Source organism: Lacunisphaera limnophila (genome assembly GCF_001746835.1).
Classification (GTDB): domain Bacteria; phylum Verrucomicrobiota; class Verrucomicrobiia; order Opitutales; family Opitutaceae; genus Lacunisphaera; species Lacunisphaera limnophila.
This window is the reverse complement of the sequence record NZ_CP016094.1, coordinates 976,060-994,477: the sequence shown is the minus strand read 5'-3', so window position 1 is coordinate 994,477 and position 18,418 is coordinate 976,060. Positions and strand designations below refer to the sequence as shown.

Sequence of the window (18,418 nt, the reverse complement as noted above, 5' to 3'; positions counted from 1 at the left end):
TACTTATACCTATTTTATTATGGGTGGCTTGCCAGTCCTAAATGGTCCTGAATCGGTTTTAACACATGATCGACGATCGTCGCACGGAACCCCCCTTTCGGCTGAATCAGCGCCGAACCGTGAAACGCTATCTGCTGGTCTCGGCGGCTAGCCTCACCTTGTTGGTGGTGGGTTATTATTCAGGACGTCCCTTTATAGCCAAGTGGAGGTATGATAGGGACATAAGAAACGCCGAGCGCTACGAGAAAGAGGGAGACGGACGCAGCGCCATGTTGACCCTGGAACAGCTCACCCGCCTCCATCCGGGCGACGCCGCGATCCGCCGACGCTTGGCGGCATTTTACGAACGGATGGGGCAGATTGAATCGATTGTGGTCTGGCAGGAAGCCGTGGCGCTCGATCCCGAAGATCAGCGTAGCCGTTTGGGATTGGCCCGGGCCGCCATCCGTTTCGGTGATCCACGAATCGCGCGCGCGGCCTTGGAGCAGGTACCGGCGCCGGGGCCCGAGCCGGCCGAGTATTTTCGTCTGCAAGCCGGCTTGGCCCTGCTGGAGCGAAATCCGGCCGAGCAGGAAAAATCTCTGGCCGAGCTGGCCCGGCTCGCGCCGGACGATCTTCGCGTGCGGCTCAACCTGGCGATGATCCGGCTGGCTGATCCGCACGGGGCCAAGGCCCCGGCGGCTCGCGCCGCCCTGCTGGAACTTGCGCGCCAGGACCCGGTGCGCATGCGTGCCGTGGCGGAGCTGCTCGGCGACCTGGCGCGGCGCTGGCCTCGGCCGACCGCGGAGCGTGACGCAGCCTTGCGGGCGCTAGCCGTGACCCTCGCCCCGCCTCGCGGACCGTTGCTCGCGCTGCCGAGCCAGCTGGACCACGTCGATCGGCTGGTCGCCTACGCGATGCAGCAGCCGCGACCTGCGGCGGAAGATGTCATCAGTCTCGCCAACTGGATGTCCCTGAACGGCCAGACCGAGACCGTGCTGCAGTGGATCGACACGCTCCCGGAGGACCTGCGTTCGAACCCGCTGCTGCGATCCGCCGAGGGGGAATTCGCGGCCCGATTGAAAGACTGGCCCCGTCTGCGGCGTTTGCTGCTGGCCGGGGTCTGGGGGCCTGTGCCCACCGAGGCCGTGGAACAGGCCTTCCGCGCGCAGGCCAGTGACACGCTGGGCCGCTCCGGGGGAATCCGCCCGGGTTGGGCGGCGGCGCTCGACGCCGGCAAGGCCTCACCCGCCGGACTGCGCATGCTGCTGCGTCTGGCCGAGCTGTGGGGCTGGCCGGCCGAGCACCGCTTGGTGTTGCTGACCATTGCCCGCACCATGCCGCGCGAGCTTTGGGCCTGGCGGCAGCTGATTGCGTCGGCCCTCGGACGCGGTGATAGTGAACAGCTCTGGCAGGTTTACACCGAATGGCGGCTGGCCATGCCCGGCGACCCCGTCGTGCAGGTTGAAAGTGCCATCATGGGCCACCTCCTCGGGCGCCGGCGGGTCGCCACCGCGGTCGAGACGGCGGAATACCTGCGGCAGCAGCCGTTGAATTCCGGCGCCACCGTAGCCCATGCCCTCGCTCTTTGGCGGGAAAAGCGGGTGCCAGACGCCCTAGCCGTACTCGAGACCTTGCCCTCCAGTTCCTACAACGAACCGCGTTATGCGCTGGCCGGAGGGGTGATCCTGGCGGAGGCGGGACGCGCCGCTGCCAGTGAGGCACTGCTCAGGGGCACAGACGGCGAAGCTCTCCTGCCCGAGGAACGGGCCTTGGTGACGGCGGCTCGCGAACGCAACCAGGTCGCCCGGCCCTGAGATCCGCCCCGGGCCTTCTGCCACGCTGTAGGCTCGCTAATATTGGGTTTGGCTCGGTCGCGTTTCTTTACAACCTCGGAACGGGTGGACTAACCTCCAGCCACTATTTCGGTTACGACGCTCCGTTTACCCACCCCCACCCACACTCGATGAATCTACCCGGTGCGCTTCTTCGCTCCTCGATCGGCAGAAAATTTCTGATGGCCCTGACCGGCCTCGTGCTCGTCGGATTCGTCACCGGGCACCTGGTGGGCAACCTCCAGATCTTCGCCCATCCCGACAAGATCAACGGCTACGCCCACTTCCTCCAGTCCCTCGGGCCGGCGCTGTGGGGCATCCGCCTCTTCCTCCTGGCCTGTGTGGGCATCCACGTGTGGGCCGCCATCGCCCTCGCCTTGGAAAACAAGGCGGCCCGCGGTCCGGAATCCTACGGCGTGAGCAAGTGGCTGCAGGCCATCTTCGCCTCCCGCTACATGAAACACACCGGCCTCGTGATCCTGGCCTTCATCGTCTACCATATCGCCCACTTCACCGTCGGCGCCGCGCAGGCGGACAGCTTCAAGACCGCGCTGCCGGAATACGCCATGGGCAGTGAGTTCCACATCCTCGGCTTCCCCGTCGTCGCCGCCGGCCTGCACGTCCACGATGTCTACAGCATGGTCTACCTCGGCTTCGCCAGCCCGGTCGTCTCGATCTTCTACATCATCGCGGTCGGCCTGCTCAGCCTGCACCTCCTGCATGGCGTGGACTCGATGTTCCAGACCTTCGGCCTCCGCAACCACCGCTGGGCCCCCGGCCTCCGCCGCGTGGTCGCGGTCTACTGCCTGGCCTACTTCCTCGGCAACCTCGCCATCCCCGGCGCGATCCTCACCGGCGTGGCCCGACCCGCCCCCGGCACCACCGCCGCCACCACCCTCGCCCAACGCTAATCTTCCCCGCCATGGCCAAACTCGACTCCAAAATCCCGGCCGGCCCGCTCGCCGACAAGTGGCGCAAGCACAAGGCGGACATCAAGCTCGTCAACCCCGCCAACAAGCGCAAATACGAGGTCATCGTCGTCGGCGCCGGCCTTGCCGGCTCCTCCGCCGCGGCCACGCTCGCCGAGCTCGGCTACCGCGTGAAGTGCATCGTGTTTCACGACAGCCCGCGCCGCGCCCACTCCATCGCCGCGCAGGGCGGCATCAACGCCGCCAAGAACTACCAGAATGACGGCGACAGCGTGCACCGCCTCTTCTACGACACCCTGAAGGGCGGCGACTACCGCGCCCGCGAGGCCAACGTCCACCGCCTCGCCGAGGTCTCGGTGAACATCATCGACCAGTGCGTCGCCCAGGGCGTGCCTTTCGCCCGCGAGTACGGCGGCCTCCTCGCCAACCGCTCCTTCGGCGGCGCCCAGGTCTCCCGCACGTTCTACGCCCGCGGCCAGACCGGCCAGCAGCTCCTCCTCGGCGCCTATTCCGCCCTCTCCAAGATGGTCGGCGCCGGCGCGGTCGAGCTCATCACCCAGCACGAGATGGTCGACCTCGTCGTGGTCGACGGCCACGCCAAGGGCGTCATCACCCGCGACCTCGTCACGGGCAAACTGCACCGCCACTCCGGCGACGCCGTGATCCTCGCCACCGGCGGCTACGGCAACGTCTTCAACCTCTCCACCTACGCGCGCGGCTCCAACGCGACCGCCATCTGGCGCGCCTACAAACGCGGCGCCTGCCTGGCCAACCCCTGCTACACGCAGATCCACCCGACCTGCATCCCCGTTTCCGGCGACTACCAGTCCAAGCTGACCCTCATGTCGGAGTCCCTCCGCAACGACGGCCGCATCTGGGTGCCGAAGAAGAAGGAGGACGTGAAGAAGAACCCCGCCGACATCCCCGAGGCGGACCGCGACTACTACCTCGAGCGCATCTACCCGAGCTTCGGCAACCTGGCCCCGCGTGACGTTTCCTCCCGCGCCGCCATGCGCATGTGCGACGAGGGCCGCGGCGTCGGCGAGACCGGTCTCGGCGTCTACCTCGACTTTGCTGACGCCATCAAGCGCCTTGGCGAGCCCGCCGTGCGTGAGCGTTACGGCAACCTCTTCGACATCTACCACGAGATCACGAACGAGAACGCCTACCAGACCCCGATGCGCATCTTCCCCGCGGTGCACTACACCATGGGCGGCCTCTGGGTGGACTACAACCTGATGTCCAACATCCCGGGCCTCTTCGTGCTCGGTGAGGCGAACTTCTCCGACCACGGCGCCAACCGCCTCGGTGCCTCCGCCCTCATGCAGGGCCTGGCCGACGGCTACTTCGTCATCCCCTACACGATCGGCGATTACCTCGCCGGCCAGAAGCCCAACAACAAGCCCTCGACCGACCGCGCCGAGTTCAAGGACGCCGAGGCCAGCGTGAACGCGATGGTGCAGCGCCTCATGGGCAACAAGGGCAAGGAGCCCGTGAACTACTATCACAAGAAGCTCGGCAAGATCATGTGGAAGTATTGCGGCATGGCCCGCACCAAGGAAGGCCTGCAGCAGGCACTCAAGGAAATCCCCGCCCTGCGCGAGGAGTTCTGGGCCAACGTCAATGTCCCCGGCTCCGCCGACAACATGAACCAGGCTCTGGAGCGCGCCGGCCGCGTGGCCGACTTCATCGACCTCGGCGAGCTCATGTGCCGCGACGCCCTCACCCGCGAGGAAAGCTGCGGCGGTCACTTCCGCGAGGAATACCAGCACCCCGACGGCGAGTGCAAACGTGACGACGAAAAATACGGGCATGTCGCCGCCTGGGAATACCAGGGCGAGGGCAAGGAACCCCTCCGCAACACCGAGGCCCTCAACTACGAGTTCACGAAGATGAGCGTCCGCTCCTACAAGTAAGCGCCCGCCCCACCCGCAATCGAAATTCAAAAAACCACCATGGTCGCTGAAACCTCCCCCAAGCTCATCTCCGTCACCCTCCGCGTCTGGCGTCAGGCCGGCCCCGGCAGTGCCGGCAAGTTCGTCGAATACCAGGCCGCGAACCTCAGCCCCAACATGTCCCTGCTCGAGATGCTGGATGTCGTGAACGACGACCTCGAGAAGCGCGGCGAGGACCCGATCGCCTTCGCCCACGACTGCCGCGAGGGCATCTGCGGCACCTGCTCGCTGGTCATCGACGGCAAACCCCACGGCCCGCACCAGGGCGTCGCCAGCTGCCAGACCTACATGCGCAGCTTCGCCGACGGCGCCACGATTGTCATCGAGCCGTTCCGCGCCAAGCCCTTCCCGGTCATCAAGGACCTCATCAGCGACCGCAGCGCCTTCGACCAGATCCAGCAGGCCGGCGGCTTCATCAGCGTGCGCACCGGCGCCTGCTGCGACGCCAACGCCATCCCGGTGCCGAAGCCCGTCGCCGACCTGGCCATGGATGCGGCTGCCTGCATCGGTTGCGGCGCCTGCGTGGCCGCGTGCAAGAACGCCTCCGCGATGCTCTTTGTGTCCGCCAAGGTCTCCCAGCTGGGCCTCCTCCCGCAGGGCCAGCCCGAGCGCGACACCCGCGTGCTGAACATGGTGAGCAAGATGGATGAACTCGGCTTCGGCAACTGCACCAACCAGTACGAGTGCTCCGCCGCCTGTCCGAAGCTCATCTCGCACGACTTCATCGCGCGCATGAACCGCGACTACATCGGCGCCCTCTTCCGCAGCAGCCTCCAGCCCGCGTCCAACGCCGGCGCCGGCGGCGCGGGCTGAGTCTCGATTCGACGAGGATCGCAACCCGGGCGCACATGGTGCGCCCTTTTTTTGGCCCCGGCTGAGGACCGGCGCCGACCCGGCCCCGCCCGGTCTGCGCAAATCCTTCATTCACCGTGGGCAGACTGCGGACTTGGCCCTGGGCCGGGCCGCGGACGAATGCCTGCAACTTTTCGCGGGGACCCGGGTTATCAGGGAAACAACAATGAATCCCATGAAAACCGCTCTTATCTCCGTTCTCACCGCGACCCTCCTGGGCATCGCGTCTCTCGCCAGCGGTCGTCCCTTCGACGCCGCCGACTTCACCGCCATCCTCTTCAGCACCGGCCTCGTGGCCTGGACCGTCGAGCAATACAGCCGCGTGCCGCGGTCGCTCATGAGCCGCCGCCCGATCCGGTTGCCCGTGGCGCTGCGCGCCGCGAGTGTCGCGACGCCGGCGCAGCGGATGGCCGCGTAAGTCCCGTCCCTCCGCAAGTGACTCTACAGGCTCCGGCTCATGCCGGGGCCTTTTTTATTCGGCCCCCGCGGGCACCGTGCCGGTGGCGGTGAGCGTGAACTTCTCGAATTCCTGATCGACCACGAGCATCCAGATCGTCGCGTGCATCGCGTAGCTGGCGGAACCCCGGGCCAGGGCCTGCTCAATGGCCGCACCGGCGGCCGGATTGGCAATCGTGAGGACCGCGGTCCGTTCGGCCTGGTTCATCGAGGGAATGCCGATGCGCTCCTGGCTGGCCAGGGTGCCGACCGGGACGCCGTCGAGGGTGAGCTTGATTATGCTCCGGGTCAGCACGTAGCCGACCACGTTAGGGTTTTGGACCCGCCAGGTGACCTGGACGTCACCGTTGCTGGCGCGTTGGAGACGGACCAGATCGGCCCGCAGGCCGGCGGTCATCACCGCCGTGTTGCTGCCGCAGCCGCCGAGGACGAGCGCAGCAAGGATGAACAGCAGAGGGGCGAACAGCTTCTTCATGGCGACAAATGTGGCGATGGCGGGAGGGGCGGCAAGAACTACTCCGCCTTCTTTTTCTTGGGTTCCTTGTCGCCGCCCAGCCCCAGCTGGGCCACCGCCCCGACCGTGGCGAGCGCCAGGGTGGCAGGCATGATCCAGCTGTGGCCGTCCAGCAGGGCCGGCAGCTGCTCGGGCTGGCGCACGTAGAACAACCAGTCGATCTGCGCCGTGAAATAGGTGAGGGCCAGCAGGGCGCGAAACGAGCCGAGCAGCGAGGTGGACAGCACGATCAGGATGCGTTGGACCTTAACCGCCAGAAAGCCGCCGAGGATGCCGAGCACGATGCCCGCCACCAGGGCGACGACCGGGGGCTGGCGGGCCAGCAACAGCAGCGCCAGCGTGGCCCCGAAGCCGAAGCCGGCGACAAAAACCGCCGCGAGGTAGAGCAGGAACGCCAGCGCCGCGCCGAGCATCGCGCCGACCACCAGCAACGCGGTGGCCACGCCCGGAGTGACCGCGAGAAACGTGGCGAGGACGTGGGCCCCGCCGAGCCCGATCAGGCCGCCGACCACGGCGAGCGTGACCTTGAAGACCCGGTACCCAAAGAACACGTCGAGCAGGCCCCAGGCGATCGCGCCGGCGGAGATCCAGGGGTAGTGGGCGGTCAGGTCGGTCATGACGGTCACTTCCCGAGCAGCAACGGGGCGCCCGGTCCCATGGGAACGCCCAGCGCGATCCAGGCCATGAGCAGCAGGGTCCAGACGACCAGGAAGCAGAGCGAGTAGGGCAGCATGGTGGCGATGAGGGTGCCGATGCCGGCCCGCGGGTCGTATTTCTGGGCGAAGGTCAGGATCAGGGGAAAATAGCTGAGCAGCGGCGTGATGATGTTGGTGCAGCTGTCCCCGACGCGGAACGCGCCCTGCACAAGCTCGGGCGAGTAGCCCAGCAGCATGAACATGGGCACGAACACCGGAGCAAGCAGCGCCCATTTGGCCGAGGCGCTGGAGATCAGGAGATTGACCGTGGCGGCGAAGAGCACGAGGGCGAGCATCAGCGGCAGCGGCATGCTCTCGAGGCCAAGATGCTGGATGAACTCCGCGCCGCTCACCGCGGTGATGATGCCGAGGTTGGTCCAGTTGAAGTAGGAGATGAACTGGGCGGCGAAGAACGCCAGGACGATGAAGGAGGCCATGGACTTCATGGTCGTCGTCATGCCGCCCATGATGTCGTGGTCGTTCCGGACCGTGCGGGCCGCGACACCGTAGGCGATGCCGGGCAACAGGCCGTAGACGAAGATGAAGAAGATCAGCCCCCGGATGAAATAGGACTCGAGGAAGGACGGGTTCTTCGGGTCGATGAGGAATCCGCCCGGGGCGAGCGTACCCCAAAGCACGAGGCCGGTGAGGCCCGCGGTCACGGCCAGCGCGGCCCACAGGCCGCGCTTTTCCTGCGCGGAGAGAGGCTTCAGTTCGTCGCGCTTGGTCTCGCCGCGGTACTCGCCGAGGCGCGGGGCCACGATCTTCTCCGTCACCCAGGTGCCGGCGGCCGTGATGAAGAAGGTGGAGACCATCATGAAATACCAGTTGCTGAAGGCATCCACCGTGTAGGTGGGATCGACGATGTGGGCGGCGGCCTCGGACAGGCCGGCGAGCAGCACGTCCACCGAGCCGACGATGAGGTTGGCGCTGTAGCCCCCCGACACGCCGGCGAACGCCGCCGCCAGGCCGAGGAAAGGATGCCGGCCGAGGGTGTGGTAGAGCGCGGCCGCCAGCGGGATGAGCAAGACGTAGCCGACCTCGCTGCCGGCGTTAGACATGACGCCGGAGAAGACCACCATCGGCGTGATGAGCCGGGCAGGTGAGTTGAGCACGATGAGCCGGAGCATCGCGCCCATGAGCCCGGTGTACTCCGCGATGCCGATGCCGAGCATGCAGGTGAGCGAGATGCCGAGCGGTGGGTAGGCCAGGAAATTGCGCGGCAGCTCAAGGATCATGCGCTGGATGCCCTCGGCCGAGAGGAGGTTGATCACGGTCACCACCTTGCCGCTGGCCGGGTTGGTCACGGACACGCCGAGGGTGTGGCAGATCCAGGAGAGGAGCACCACCAGGGCGGCGAGCAGGGCGAACAGCGTGGCCGGATGGGGCAGGGCGTTGCCGGTGCGCTCAACGGTATTGAGGAAACGCTGGAGTGGCGAGGTCGGCGCGGGGGAGGAACTCATGGGTGGGGCGCGGGGGTTATTGTGGCAGAAAGAGCCCGGCGCCGGGGCCGACCGGCAGGCCGAGGGCGATCCACGCGATGAGCATCAGCGTCCACGCGATGAGGAAGGCGATCGAGTAGGGCAGCATCATGGCCAGCATGGTGCCGATGCCGGTCTTGGGCACGTACCGCACCGCAAAGCCGAGAATCAGCGGGAAATACTGGTTCAGCGGCGTGATGATGTTGGTGCAGCTGTCGCCGACCCGGTAGGCGCCCTGCACCAGTTCGGGCGTGTAGCCGAGCAGCATGAACATCGGCACGAAGATTGGCGCGAGGAGCGTCCACTTGGCCGAGGCGCTGCCGATCACCAGATTCACCGTCGCGGTGAACAGCACCAGCGAAACCATGAGCAGCGTCGGGCTGTCCTGCAGGTTCATGTCCTTGATCAGGCCCGCGCCCTTCACCGCCAGGACGGTCCCGAGGTTGGTCCAGTTGAAGTAGGCGAGAAACTGGGAGGCGAAGAAGGCCATCACGATGTAAGAGCCCATCGTGGAAACCGAGGCGTCCATGCCGCGGATGACATCGTTGTCGTTGCGGATCGTGCCGGCCCCGATGCCATAGGCCAGACCGGCCACCAGCCCGTAGAAGAAGATGAAGAAGATGAGGCCCTTGATGAAATAGGAGCCGAGGAAGGTCGGGTTCTTCGGGTCGAGGAGGAAGCCGCCGTCGGTCAGGGTGCCCCAGAGGATCACGAGGGTGACGGCGAGCGTGGCGAGCACGGCATAAAGCAGGCCGCGCTTCTCGCCGGCGTTGAGCGGCTTGATTTCCTCCGCCTGGGCGTCGCCCTGGTAGGGGCCGAGACGCGGCTCGACGATCTTCTCGGTCACCCAGGTGCCCACGACGGTGATCAGGATGGAAGCGGCAATCAGGAAGTACCAGTTGGCCGCGGGGTTCACCAGCATGCCGGGCCGCACCACCGTCGCCGCCGCCTGGGTGATGCCGGCCAGCAGGGCGTCAATCGTGCCGAGCACGATGTTGGCGCTGAAGCCGCCGGAGACGCCGGCGAAGGCCGCCGCCAGGCCGGCCAGCGGATGCCGGCCCACGGCATGGAACATCGCCGCGCCAAGCGGGATGAAAAGGACGTATCCGACATCCGCCCCCGAGTGCGACAGGATGCCGCCGAACACGACGATCGAGGCCAGCCAGCGGCGCGGGGTGGCCAGGACGATGAGGCGCAGCCCGGCGGTCACGAGGCCGGTGCGCTCGGCCACCGCGATGCCCACGAGGCAGGCCAAGACAGTGCCGAGCGGGGGAAACCCCACGAAGTTGGGCACCACGCTGATCAGCATGCGGTGCAGGCCCTCGACATTCAGGAGGTTGATCACGGGCACGACCTGGCCCGTGGCCGGGTGGATGGCCGAGACGCCCATCCGGCTGAAGATCCAGGACAGCACGACAACGGTGGCTGCGAGGAGGGCGAAGAGGGTGGAGGGATTCGGCAGGAGGTTGCCAAGCCGCTCGATGACCGTGAGAAAACGCTGAAACCACGAGGACGTCGCGACGGGGGCGGGCGATGGAGTCATGGCCCGATCCAACCGCCGGTACAGCCGGCGTCAATTCCCACCGCCAATTGCCTAGAAAAGGGTCATGGCCCGGACGCTTTCCACGACGACCCAAGCGACGCCGGCGGCCAGCGTCCAGCGCAGGGCGGCCCGGCCCAGCCGACGCCGGCGCAGGCCGCGGCCAAAATGGTCGGCCCGCAGGGTGTTGACCGGACGGAACGGCGGCTGGCTGCGCCACTGGTCGTAGGGGGTCGGCTTGTGCCAGCTGGCCCGCACATACTGCACCCGGCCGCCGGTGGGCAGCGGGAGGTAGTTGAGCAGGCGGCGGAGCGTCGGTGACATGGGCGGACGGTCAGCCTCCTTCAAAATAGCGCTTCCGTTCAAATCGTTTATCTCTATCTGGACACCTTTCACGCCGCCTTTACCCACCGATGCATCACTTCCACTACGCCGGTCAAAAACTGCACTGCGAGTCCGTCGACCTCGCCGCCATCGCCCAGCTCCACGGCACGCCGACCTACGTCTATAGTGCCCAGACGATTGCCGATAATTACCGGCGGCTGGCGTCCAGCCTCACCGGCCTGGATTTGCAGATTTGTTACGCGATGAAGGCCAACTCGAACCTGGCCGTCCTGCGCCACTTCGCGAACCTCGGCGCGGCCTTTGATCTGGTGAGCGGCGGAGAATTGCGGCGCGTGGCCGCCGCGGGCGGCGACACCACCCGCAGCGTCTTCGCCGGCGTGGGCAAGTCCGAGGCCGAGATCCGGCTCGCGCTGGAGACCGGAGTCTTTGGTTTTCATGTGGAGAGCGAGCCCGAGCTGGCCCGCATCAATCACGTGGCCGGGCAGCTGGGCCGCAAGGCGCCCATCGCCATCCGCATCAACCCCGATGTCGACGCCAAGACCCATGCCAAGATCACGACGGGCAAGAGCGACAACAAGTTTGGCATCCCGCTCAAGCACGCCGCCGCGGCCTACGCCGCCGCCGCGCAGTTCCCCCACCTCGAGCTCAAGGGCGTACAGATGCACATCGGTTCGCAGCTGACCTCCGTCACGCCCTTCGCCGAGGCCGTGGCCAAGGTCGTGCCCTTCGTCGCGGAGCTGAAAAAGCTCTACGGCATCACCTATTTCAGCATCGGCGGCGGTATCGGCATCATCTACCAGGACGCCCTCGCCAGCGGCAGCCAGGCCTGGTGGGACGCCCAGCCCGAGGCCGAGCGTCCGCTCACGCCCGAGGCCTACGGCGCGGCGCTCACCCCGCTGCTCGCCCCGCTTGGGCTCAAGATCCTGCTCGAGCCCGGCCGTTTCCTGGTCGGCAACGCCGGCATCCTGTTGTCCCGCGTCGAGTACCTCAAGCGGGGTGCCGCCAAGAACTTCCTCGTGGTTGACGCCGCCATGAACGACCTGGTGCGCCCGGCGATGTACGAGGCCTACCATGAGATCGTGCCGCTCACGCGCGACACCACCCGCGCCGCCCTCAAGGCCGACATCGTCGGCCCCATCTGCGAGTCCGGCGACTGTTTTGCCAAGGACCGCACGCTGCAGGCCGTCGGCGAGGGCGAGCTCATCGCCTTCATGAGTGCCGGGGCCTACGGCTACACCATGGCCAGCCGCTACAACACCCGCGGCCAGGTCGCCGAGGTGCTCGTGTCGGGCAGCCGCTTCGAGCTGGTCAACGTCCGCGAGTCTTTCGAGACTATGGTCGCCGGCGAAAAGATCCCCGGCTTCCTCAAAATCTGACGGCCAACCCCATGTCCGACCCCCGCCCACTCCAGTTCACCGTCATCGGGGCGGGAGCCTGGGGCACGGCGGTGGCGGCGCACCTCGCCCGGCGCGGCCAGCGCACCTCGCTGGTGACCCGCCGGCCCGAGCACGCCGTCGCCATGCAACTGGCCGGGGAGAACCGGGATTATCTGCCCGGGGTGAAACTGCCCGCGGCGCTGATGGTCACGTCGGACCTGCGGGCGGCGCTGGCGGAGGCCGACGTGGCTTTGATCGCCAGCCCCTCGCATGCCCTGCGCGACTGGTGCCAGCGCATGGCGACCGAGCTCGGGGGCGTCGGCCGGCTGCAGCTTTTCATCAGCCTGGTGAAGGGGCTGGAACTCGGCACGCTGCTCCGGCCCAGCGAAGTCATGGCGCAGGCGCTGCCCGGCGTGAACGTGGCCACCCTCACCGGGCCGACCAATGCCGCGGAGGTGGCGCAAGGCCTGCCCGCGGCCGTGGTGCTGGCGGTGGCCACGCCGGGTGCCTTCGTGGATCAGGTGCAGGCCGCCATGAGCGGCTCCACGCTGAGGCTCTATACCAGCGATGACCTGGCCGGCGCCGAATACGGGGCGTCCCTCAAGAACATCTATGCGATCGGCGCGGGTTTTTGCGACGGGCTGAAGCTGGGCGACAATGCCAAGGCCTCGCTCATCACCCGGGCGCTCACGGAAATGGTGCGCGTCGGTGAACACCTGGGCGCGAAGAAGGAGACCTTCTACGGCTTGAGCGGTTTCGGCGACCTCGTGGCCACCTGCCACGGCGCCTGGAGCCGCAACCGTGAGTTCGGCGAGAAGATCGGCGCCGGCGAATCCGTGGCCGACCTGCTGGCCGGGCGGCGCACCGTGGTCGAGGGCTATCGCACCACGCAGGCGCTGCATGATCTGTGCCTGCAGCGCGGCCTCACCGCCCCGATCCTGGGCGAGGTGCATGCGATTCTCTACCAGCAGAAGAAGCCGATCGATGCCCTGATGTCCCTCATGACCCGCGAGCTCAAGCGCGAGACCAGCTCGCCCTTCGCGAAGAAGTAATCCCGCGGCCGCGGATCAGTCCTTGGCCTGCTCGATGACGGTGGCTTTGCCGTTTTGGAAAGTGATGCGGATGTTCTCCTGGACCTCCTCGCGGTAGGTGTCGGCGAAGGCCGGACGGTAGTGCACCCGGTAGCTACGCAGGTAGGGGTCGTAGTAGACGCGGCGGTGGTAGCCGACCATCTGGGAACCGTCGTAACGGTTGTAGTAGGTGTTGTAGATCCAGGTCTGCGTCCGGCCGTTCTCGGTCTTGGTCTCGCGCTTCTGGCTGGGTTCACCCAGGGCCAGGTAGACCATGTCCGGGGTGAAGCCGATATCGATGATGCCCTGCTGGATCTTGTCCTGGGTTTCGAGATCGAGCCCGGCGTAGACTTCGGGCTTTTCCTTGATGCGGCTTTCCACGGACTGGCAACCGGCGAGGAAGCCGAGGCTGGAAGCGAGCACGAGGGTGCGAAAGAGACGGTGGTTCATGATGCAGTCTTCGACTGGGTTGGGGGTGGTCTGGTTCCGTGCAAAATTGCCTCACATCGTGAGTTTCCGTTTCCGCAACCAGGTGAAGATCACCGGGGTCACGATGAGGATGTGCAGGAGGCTGGAAATACTGCCGCCGACCACGGGGGCGGCCAGGGGCTTCATCACCTCGGAACCGGTCTGGGTGCTCCAGAGAATGGGCAGGAGCGAGGCCACGGTGGTGGCGATCGTCATGACCTTGGGCCGGAGCCGGAGCCGGGCACCTTCCTTCACGGCGAGGATGAGTTCGTCGTGGGTGAGATCGCGGCCGAGGCGCTCGCGGTGGCGGGCGACAGCCTCCTCCAGATAGACGACCATGATGACGCCGGTCTGGATGGCAGTGCCGAAGAGGGCGATGTAACCGACCCAGACGGCGACGCTGAAGTTGTAGCCGAGCAAGGCCTGCAGCATGACCCCGCCGGTGAGGGCAAACGGCACGGCCAGGAGCACGTGCGCCGCCTCCGGGATCGAGCGGAACGTGATCACGAGCAGCACGAAGATGATGAGGATGACGGCGGGGAACACATAGAGCAGCGTCTGCCGCGCGCGCAGCTGGTGCTCATACTGGCCGGAATACTCGATGGACATGCCGGGCTCGAGTTTTACGTCGCGGGTGATGCGGGCCTTGATTTCGTCCACGAAGCCGCCGAGGTCGCGGTCGGTGACATTGGCCTGCACAAAGACGCGCAGGCGGCCGTTTTCGCTCTGGATCTCGTTGGGGCCGACGGTGCGCTTGATGTCCGCCACATGCTTCAGCTGGATGTTGGCGCCCGAGGGCGTGGGCAGGGGGAGTTCGCCGAGTTTGTCGATGTCCTCGCGGTCGGCCTGCTCCAGCCGGACAGACAGGGGCCAGCGTTCGCGGCCCTTCAAGGTGGTGCCGACCGTGGCACCACCGAGGCCGGCCTCGACGTATTCGTAGACCTGCCTGACGCTCAGGCCGTAGCGCGCGAGGTCGGCGCGGCGGACGGCGATCTCGAGGTAGGGTTTGCCCTGCACGCGGGAGGGCGCGACGCCGGTGGCGCCCTGGATGCGGGTGACCACGCGCTCGATCTCAAAGGCCTTCTGCTGGAGGGCGTCGAGGTTGTCGCCGTAGAGCTTCACGCCGACCTGGGCGCGGATGCCGGTGCTAGTCATCAGGATCCGGTTCTCGATGGGCTGGAGGAAGCCGGGCACATAGCCGGGCACGTTCATGAGCTTGGCGGAGAGATCGGCGATGATAGAGGCCTTGGTCGTGCCGGCGGGCCACTGGCTCTCGGGCTTCAGCATGATGGTGGTCTCGATCATCTCGACCGGGGCCGGATCGGTGGCGGTCTCGGCGCGGCCGAGCTTGCCGGCGACGGAGGCGACCGCGGGGTGTTCACTCATGATCTTGTCCTGCCAGGCCATGATGCGCTGGACCTCGGTGAGGGAGGTGGCCGGCAGGAGCACGGGCATGAAGAGCAGCGATCCCTCCTCGAGGGTCGGCATGAACTCGCTGCCGAAACCCGACGTGTGGCGGGCGATCGAATCGGGCAAGCGGGCGGTGACGGCACGCGGCAGGCCGAAGGCGACGATGCACGAAGCGGCGAGCAGGCCGAGGGCGCAACCCATCACGGTCTTGCGGTGGACCAGCGCCCAGTCGAGCACCGGCTCGTAGATTTTCAACAAACCCTTCATCATCCAGTTTTCGCTCTCGGGCTTGAAGGGGCCGCGCACGAGGATCGTGCAGAACACCGGGACGGCGGTGATGGCCAGCAGGACCGCGCCGAGCAGCGCGAAGCTCTTGGTGTAGGCGAGCGGGTGGAAGAGTTTGCCCTCCTGCCCGGTCAGCATGAACACCGGTACGAAGGCCAGGATGATGACCAGCATCGAGAAGAACATCGGCCGGCCGACCTGGGTGGCGGCCTCGAGCGTGTGCTGGAAAACCTCGGGCGGGGTCAGTCGTCGCTTCAGCTCCTCCTCGGCGCGTTCGCAGTGGCGGATGACATTTTCCGTCATGACGATGCCGGCGTCCACGAGCACGCCGATGGAGATGGCGATGCCGGTCAGCGACATGATGTGGGAGGGGATCCCGAATTGGTCCATCAGGATGAACGAGACGAGGATCGAGGCCGGAAGCGGCAGGGTGACGATGAGGATGCTGCGGAAATGAAACAGGAACAGGATGTGGGCGAGCGTCACGAGGATGATTTCCTCAGTAAGCGCGTGCTTCAATGTGTTGATGGCGCGGCCGATGAGGTCGCTGCGGTCGTAGAAGGACTCGACGGTTACGCCGGCCGGCAGCCCGGGGGCGATGGTGGCGAGCCGGGCCTTCACATCCCGGATGACCTGCCAGGCGTTCTCGCCGTAGCGCATGACGACGATGCCGCCCACGACCTGCCGGCCGTTGACGTCCAGGGCGCCGCGGCGGAAGTCGCCTCCGATGCGCACCGTGGCGACGTCGCGCAGCAGGAGCGGCGTGCCATTGCGCGGCATGAGGGCGATAGTCTCGAGGTCGGCGGCGCTTTGCACAAGGCCGACGCCGCGCACGATGAATTCAGCGCCGTTCTCCTCGATGGTCTTGCCGCCGATGTTCTGGTTGCTGGCGGCGACGGCGTCCATGACCTCGCCGATCATCACGCCATATTGCTTCATTTTCAGGGCGGAGACCTCGACCTGCCATTGGCGCACGAAGCCGCCGATGCTGGCGACCTCGGCCACACCGGGCACCGCGGCAAGCTGGTAGCGCACGAAGGTGTCCTGTAGCGCCCGCAGCGAGCCGAGGTCCTGGGTGCCGGATGAATCCTGGAGGTAATATTGGTAGATCCAGCCGAGGCCGGTGGCGTCGGGGCCGAGGCGGGCGGTGACGCTCTCGGGCAGAAGGTCGCCGAGCGAGTTGAGCCGTTCCAGTACACGGGTGCGGGCGAAGTAGGGGTCGATCTTGTCTTGGAAGATGACGGTGAGGAACGAGAAGCCGAACATCGAGGTGGCGCGCACGGTCTTCACGCCGGCGAGGCCCTGCAGTGAGACGCTGAGCGGATAGGTGATCTGGTCCTCGACCTCCTGTGGGCTGCGGCCCGGCCAGTCGGCGTAGACGATCACCTGGTTTTCGGAGAGGTCGGGGATGGCGTCGATGGGCACGCGGGTCAGGGCGACCACGCCCCATGCGCAGAGCGCGAGGAAGCCGGCGAGGACGATGAACCGGTGGTGGAGCGACCAGTGGATGAGGCGGTTGATCATGGTCGGGTCCTCATTTGAGCTCGTCGCCGCACTCCAGCATGGCGGAGCCGAAGTACGGGTTGCGGAGCTCGGCGCTCCGGGAGAGCCAGCGGCCGTTGCCGAGGACCGGGGTCATCGGGCATTCGAAGGCGTGCAGCTTCTCGCGATGGGTGAGGTGTGCGGCGCGGGCGAGATCCACCAGCGCGGTGCTGAACGGCTCGAACGCGCGGCGGGCCGCGTCCAGGTCGGGTCCGTCCCGCAGGGATTCCTGCAGGCCGGCCAAGGGACCCCGGGAGGCCGGAGCATGACCGGCCAGGTAGGCGGCCAACGTGGCACGCAGGGCCGGCAGGTGGTGCTGGTAGCCCGGCAGGTCGTCGGCGGCGAGGGCGGCCGCGGCATCGGCCGCGGCGAAGGCGAGGGGCCGAAGCAGGTTGTAGCCGGTTTCGTCGTGTCCGGGTTCGGCCGCGGAAACCTTGGCGGGCACGGGCGTGCCGTGGTCCTGACTGCTGCCGTTGGCGGCATGGGCCAGCTGGGCCTGGCCGTCGAGGAGCAGCGCGCCCTGGGTCACGACTTGGTCGCCCTCGGCGAGGCCGGCGATCACCTCCGCCGTGGTGTCGCCGATGCGGCCGAGCCGGACCTCGCGGGCGGCGAAGCCCCGCTGGCCGCCATCCACGAAGACCACCGGATGACCGCGGTGCTGGAGCACGGCGGACCGGGGCACGAGTAGGGTCTCGGGGGTCTCGATGATGACACGGGCGATCCCAGTCTGACGGTGTAGGAGTTGGCGGTCAGTGTTGTCGAGCACGACCCGGGCGCGGGCGGTGCGGGTCGTCTCGTTGAGGTTGGGATCGATGAAGGTGACCGGGGCGGTCAGGATGCGGCCGGGCAGGGAGGGCAGGGCGAGCTCGACGGTCTGGCCCGGCCGGACCCATCCGAGATCGGATTCGTAGACATCAAAGACGAACCACATGCGGGAAAAGTCGCCGATCTCGAAGAGCTTGTCGTTGGTCTCGACATACTGGCCCTCGTAGACGTCGCGGGACACGACCGTCCCCGACATCGGGGCGCGGATATTGACCAGGGCGGTTGGTTGCAGCGTCCCCTCGAGGATGCGGATCTCCTCCTCGGTCAGGCCGAGTTCGAGCAGACGCTCGCGGGCGGCAGCGCGGTCGGAGGCGGAGAAGGCAATGCTGCCCGCCTTGAGGCGCTCGACGAACTGCCGCTGGGCGGTGAGCATCTCGGGGCTGAAGATGGTGGCGAGCGGCTCGCCCTGCTTCACCTCGGCGCCGACATAGTTGACGTGGAGCCGTTCGACGCGGCCCGGCACGCGGGCGGCGAGGATGCGGTGGCGGGTCTCGTCGTCGTCGATCACGCCGTTAACCCGCAGCGAGCGGACCAGCGGGCCGCGCGTAACCGGGGCGGACTGCACGCCGGTGACGGACGCCTGGCTCGCGGTGAGAGTGACGAGATTGGGGTCGAGGGGTTGGTCGGAGCCGCCGGGGGCCTGAGTGGCGGCGACGAGGGCCATGCCGCAGATGGTGCACTTGGCGTCGGGTTTATCGGACTTGATCCACGGGTGCATCGGGCACTGGTGGACGGGGCCGGGTTCCGCGGCGGCGAGGGACAGCGCGGCGAAAGCAAAGGCAAGGAAAGTGAGGAAAGTTTTCATGACGGAATCCAAGGAGACGGACGTGGGTGGAAGATCTTACCCGCGCGCCAACAAGC

Annotated in this window: 15 protein-coding genes; 7 read left to right on the top strand and 8 right to left on the bottom strand. The window is 66.9% G+C overall.

Annotation, left to right across the window (positions count from 1 at the left end):
* Positions 1–65: 65 nt before the first annotated feature.
* The 5 genes from Verru16B_RS04050 (at position 66) to Verru16B_RS04030 (ending at position 5,968) form a co-directional block, all read left to right on the top strand.
* Entirely contained in the window at positions 66–1,796 is a 1,731-nt protein-coding gene (locus Verru16B_RS04050; RefSeq protein WP_157772192.1) for a tetratricopeptide repeat protein, read from the top strand.
* A gap of 149 nt (positions 1,797–1,945) precedes the next feature.
* Positions 1,946–2,725: a succinate dehydrogenase cytochrome b subunit gene (locus Verru16B_RS04045; protein ID WP_069961087.1), complete on the top strand. Its 780-nt coding sequence runs from the start codon at positions 1,946–1,948 to the stop codon at positions 2,723–2,725.
* 11 nt (positions 2,726–2,736) lie between these two features.
* Complete coding sequence (locus Verru16B_RS04040; RefSeq protein ID WP_069961086.1) at positions 2,737–4,659, top strand: fumarate reductase/succinate dehydrogenase flavoprotein subunit; 1,923 nt, start codon at positions 2,737–2,739, stop codon at positions 4,657–4,659.
* Positions 4,660–4,725: 66 nt separating this feature from the next.
* A complete protein-coding gene (locus Verru16B_RS04035) occupies positions 4,726–5,511 on the top strand; it encodes a succinate dehydrogenase/fumarate reductase iron-sulfur subunit (protein WP_169829308.1) in 786 nt (261 codons plus the stop codon).
* A 214-nt stretch (positions 5,512–5,725) separates the two neighbouring features.
* A complete protein-coding gene (locus tag Verru16B_RS04030) occupies positions 5,726–5,968 on the top strand; it encodes a hypothetical protein (protein WP_157772190.1) in 243 nt (80 codons plus the stop codon).
* 54 nt (positions 5,969–6,022) lie between these two features.
* Here Verru16B_RS04030 and Verru16B_RS04025 read toward each other — a convergent pair whose 3' ends face one another.
* Genes Verru16B_RS04025 through Verru16B_RS04005 form a run of 5 tightly spaced genes read right to left on the bottom strand, consistent with a single transcriptional unit; the run spans position 6,023 to position 10,560 of the window.
* Positions 6,023–6,481: a hypothetical protein gene (locus Verru16B_RS04025; RefSeq protein WP_069961083.1), complete on the bottom strand. Its 459-nt coding sequence runs from the start codon at positions 6,479–6,481 to the stop codon at positions 6,023–6,025.
* A gap of 38 nt (positions 6,482–6,519) precedes the next feature.
* A complete protein-coding gene (locus Verru16B_RS04020; protein WP_069961082.1) occupies positions 6,520–7,137 on the bottom strand; it encodes a TM7S3/TM198-like domain-containing protein in 618 nt (205 codons plus the stop codon).
* Between the two features lie 5 nt (positions 7,138–7,142).
* A complete protein-coding gene (locus Verru16B_RS04015) occupies positions 7,143–8,678 on the bottom strand; it encodes an AbgT family transporter (protein ID WP_069961081.1) in 1,536 nt (511 codons plus the stop codon).
* A 16-nt stretch (positions 8,679–8,694) separates the two neighbouring features.
* Positions 8,695–10,239 (bottom strand): AbgT family transporter, encoded by a 1,545-nt coding sequence (locus Verru16B_RS04010; RefSeq protein WP_069961080.1) that lies wholly within the window; start codon positions 10,237–10,239, stop codon positions 8,695–8,697.
* Between the two features lie 51 nt (positions 10,240–10,290).
* Positions 10,291–10,560 (bottom strand): hypothetical protein, encoded by a 270-nt coding sequence (locus Verru16B_RS04005; RefSeq protein WP_069961079.1) that lies wholly within the window; start codon positions 10,558–10,560, stop codon positions 10,291–10,293.
* Positions 10,561–10,649: 89 nt separating this feature from the next.
* Here Verru16B_RS04005 and lysA point away from each other — a divergent pair, with 89 nt between their 5' ends.
* Both lysA and Verru16B_RS03995 read left to right on the top strand, forming a co-directional pair.
* A complete protein-coding gene (lysA, locus tag Verru16B_RS04000) occupies positions 10,650–11,957 on the top strand; it encodes a diaminopimelate decarboxylase (RefSeq protein WP_069961078.1) in 1,308 nt (435 codons plus the stop codon).
* Between the two features lie 11 nt (positions 11,958–11,968).
* Positions 11,969–13,009, top strand: a complete 1,041-nt coding sequence (locus Verru16B_RS03995; protein ID WP_069961077.1) for an NAD(P)H-dependent glycerol-3-phosphate dehydrogenase — start codon at positions 11,969–11,971, stop codon at positions 13,007–13,009.
* Between the two features lie 15 nt (positions 13,010–13,024).
* Here the strand turns inward: Verru16B_RS03995 and Verru16B_RS03990 are convergent, their stop codons facing one another.
* The 3 genes from Verru16B_RS03990 to Verru16B_RS03980 are packed head-to-tail and all read right to left on the bottom strand — an operon-like array spanning position 13,025 to position 18,362.
* On the bottom strand, positions 13,025–13,477 hold the full coding sequence (locus tag Verru16B_RS03990; RefSeq protein WP_069961076.1) for a hypothetical protein: 453 nt from the start codon (positions 13,475–13,477) through the stop codon (positions 13,025–13,027).
* Between the two features lie 51 nt (positions 13,478–13,528).
* On the bottom strand, positions 13,529–16,714 hold the full coding sequence (locus tag Verru16B_RS03985) for an efflux RND transporter permease subunit (RefSeq protein ID WP_069961075.1): 3,186 nt from the start codon (positions 16,712–16,714) through the stop codon (positions 13,529–13,531).
* Positions 16,715–16,724: 10 nt separating this feature from the next.
* Entirely contained in the window at positions 16,725–18,362 is a 1,638-nt protein-coding gene (locus tag Verru16B_RS03980) for an efflux RND transporter periplasmic adaptor subunit (protein ID WP_069961074.1), read from the bottom strand.
* Positions 18,363–18,418: the final 56 nt, after the last annotated feature.

Coding starts and splice junctions, on each gene's coding strand:
- Verru16B_RS04050 (WP_157772192.1), top strand. CDS start 66: ATGATCGACGATCGTCGCACGGAACCCCCCTTTCGGCTGAATCAGCGC.
- Verru16B_RS04045 (WP_069961087.1), top strand. CDS start 1,946: ATGAATCTACCCGGTGCGCTTCTTCGCTCCTCGATCGGCAGAAAATTT.
- Verru16B_RS04040 (WP_069961086.1), top strand. CDS start 2,737: ATGGCCAAACTCGACTCCAAAATCCCGGCCGGCCCGCTCGCCGACAAG.
- Verru16B_RS04030 (WP_157772190.1), top strand. CDS start 5,726: ATGAAAACCGCTCTTATCTCCGTTCTCACCGCGACCCTCCTGGGCATC.
- Verru16B_RS04025 (WP_069961083.1), bottom strand. CDS start 6,481: ATGAAGAAGCTGTTCGCCCCTCTGCTGTTCATCCTTGCTGCGCTCGTC.
- Verru16B_RS04020 (WP_069961082.1), bottom strand. CDS start 7,137: ATGACCGACCTGACCGCCCACTACCCCTGGATCTCCGCCGGCGCGATC.
- Verru16B_RS04015 (WP_069961081.1), bottom strand. CDS start 8,678: ATGAGTTCCTCCCCCGCGCCGACCTCGCCACTCCAGCGTTTCCTCAAT.
- Verru16B_RS04010 (WP_069961080.1), bottom strand. CDS start 10,239: ATGACTCCATCGCCCGCCCCCGTCGCGACGTCCTCGTGGTTTCAGCGT.
- Verru16B_RS04005 (WP_069961079.1), bottom strand. CDS start 10,560: ATGTCACCGACGCTCCGCCGCCTGCTCAACTACCTCCCGCTGCCCACC.
- lysA (WP_069961078.1), top strand. CDS start 10,650: ATGCATCACTTCCACTACGCCGGTCAAAAACTGCACTGCGAGTCCGTC.
- Verru16B_RS03995 (WP_069961077.1), top strand. CDS start 11,969: ATGTCCGACCCCCGCCCACTCCAGTTCACCGTCATCGGGGCGGGAGCC.
- Verru16B_RS03990 (WP_069961076.1), bottom strand. CDS start 13,477: ATGAACCACCGTCTCTTTCGCACCCTCGTGCTCGCTTCCAGCCTCGGC.
- Verru16B_RS03985 (WP_069961075.1), bottom strand. CDS start 16,714: ATGATCAACCGCCTCATCCACTGGTCGCTCCACCACCGGTTCATCGTC.
- Verru16B_RS03980 (WP_069961074.1), bottom strand. CDS start 18,362: ATGAAAACTTTCCTCACTTTCCTTGCCTTTGCTTTCGCCGCGCTGTCC.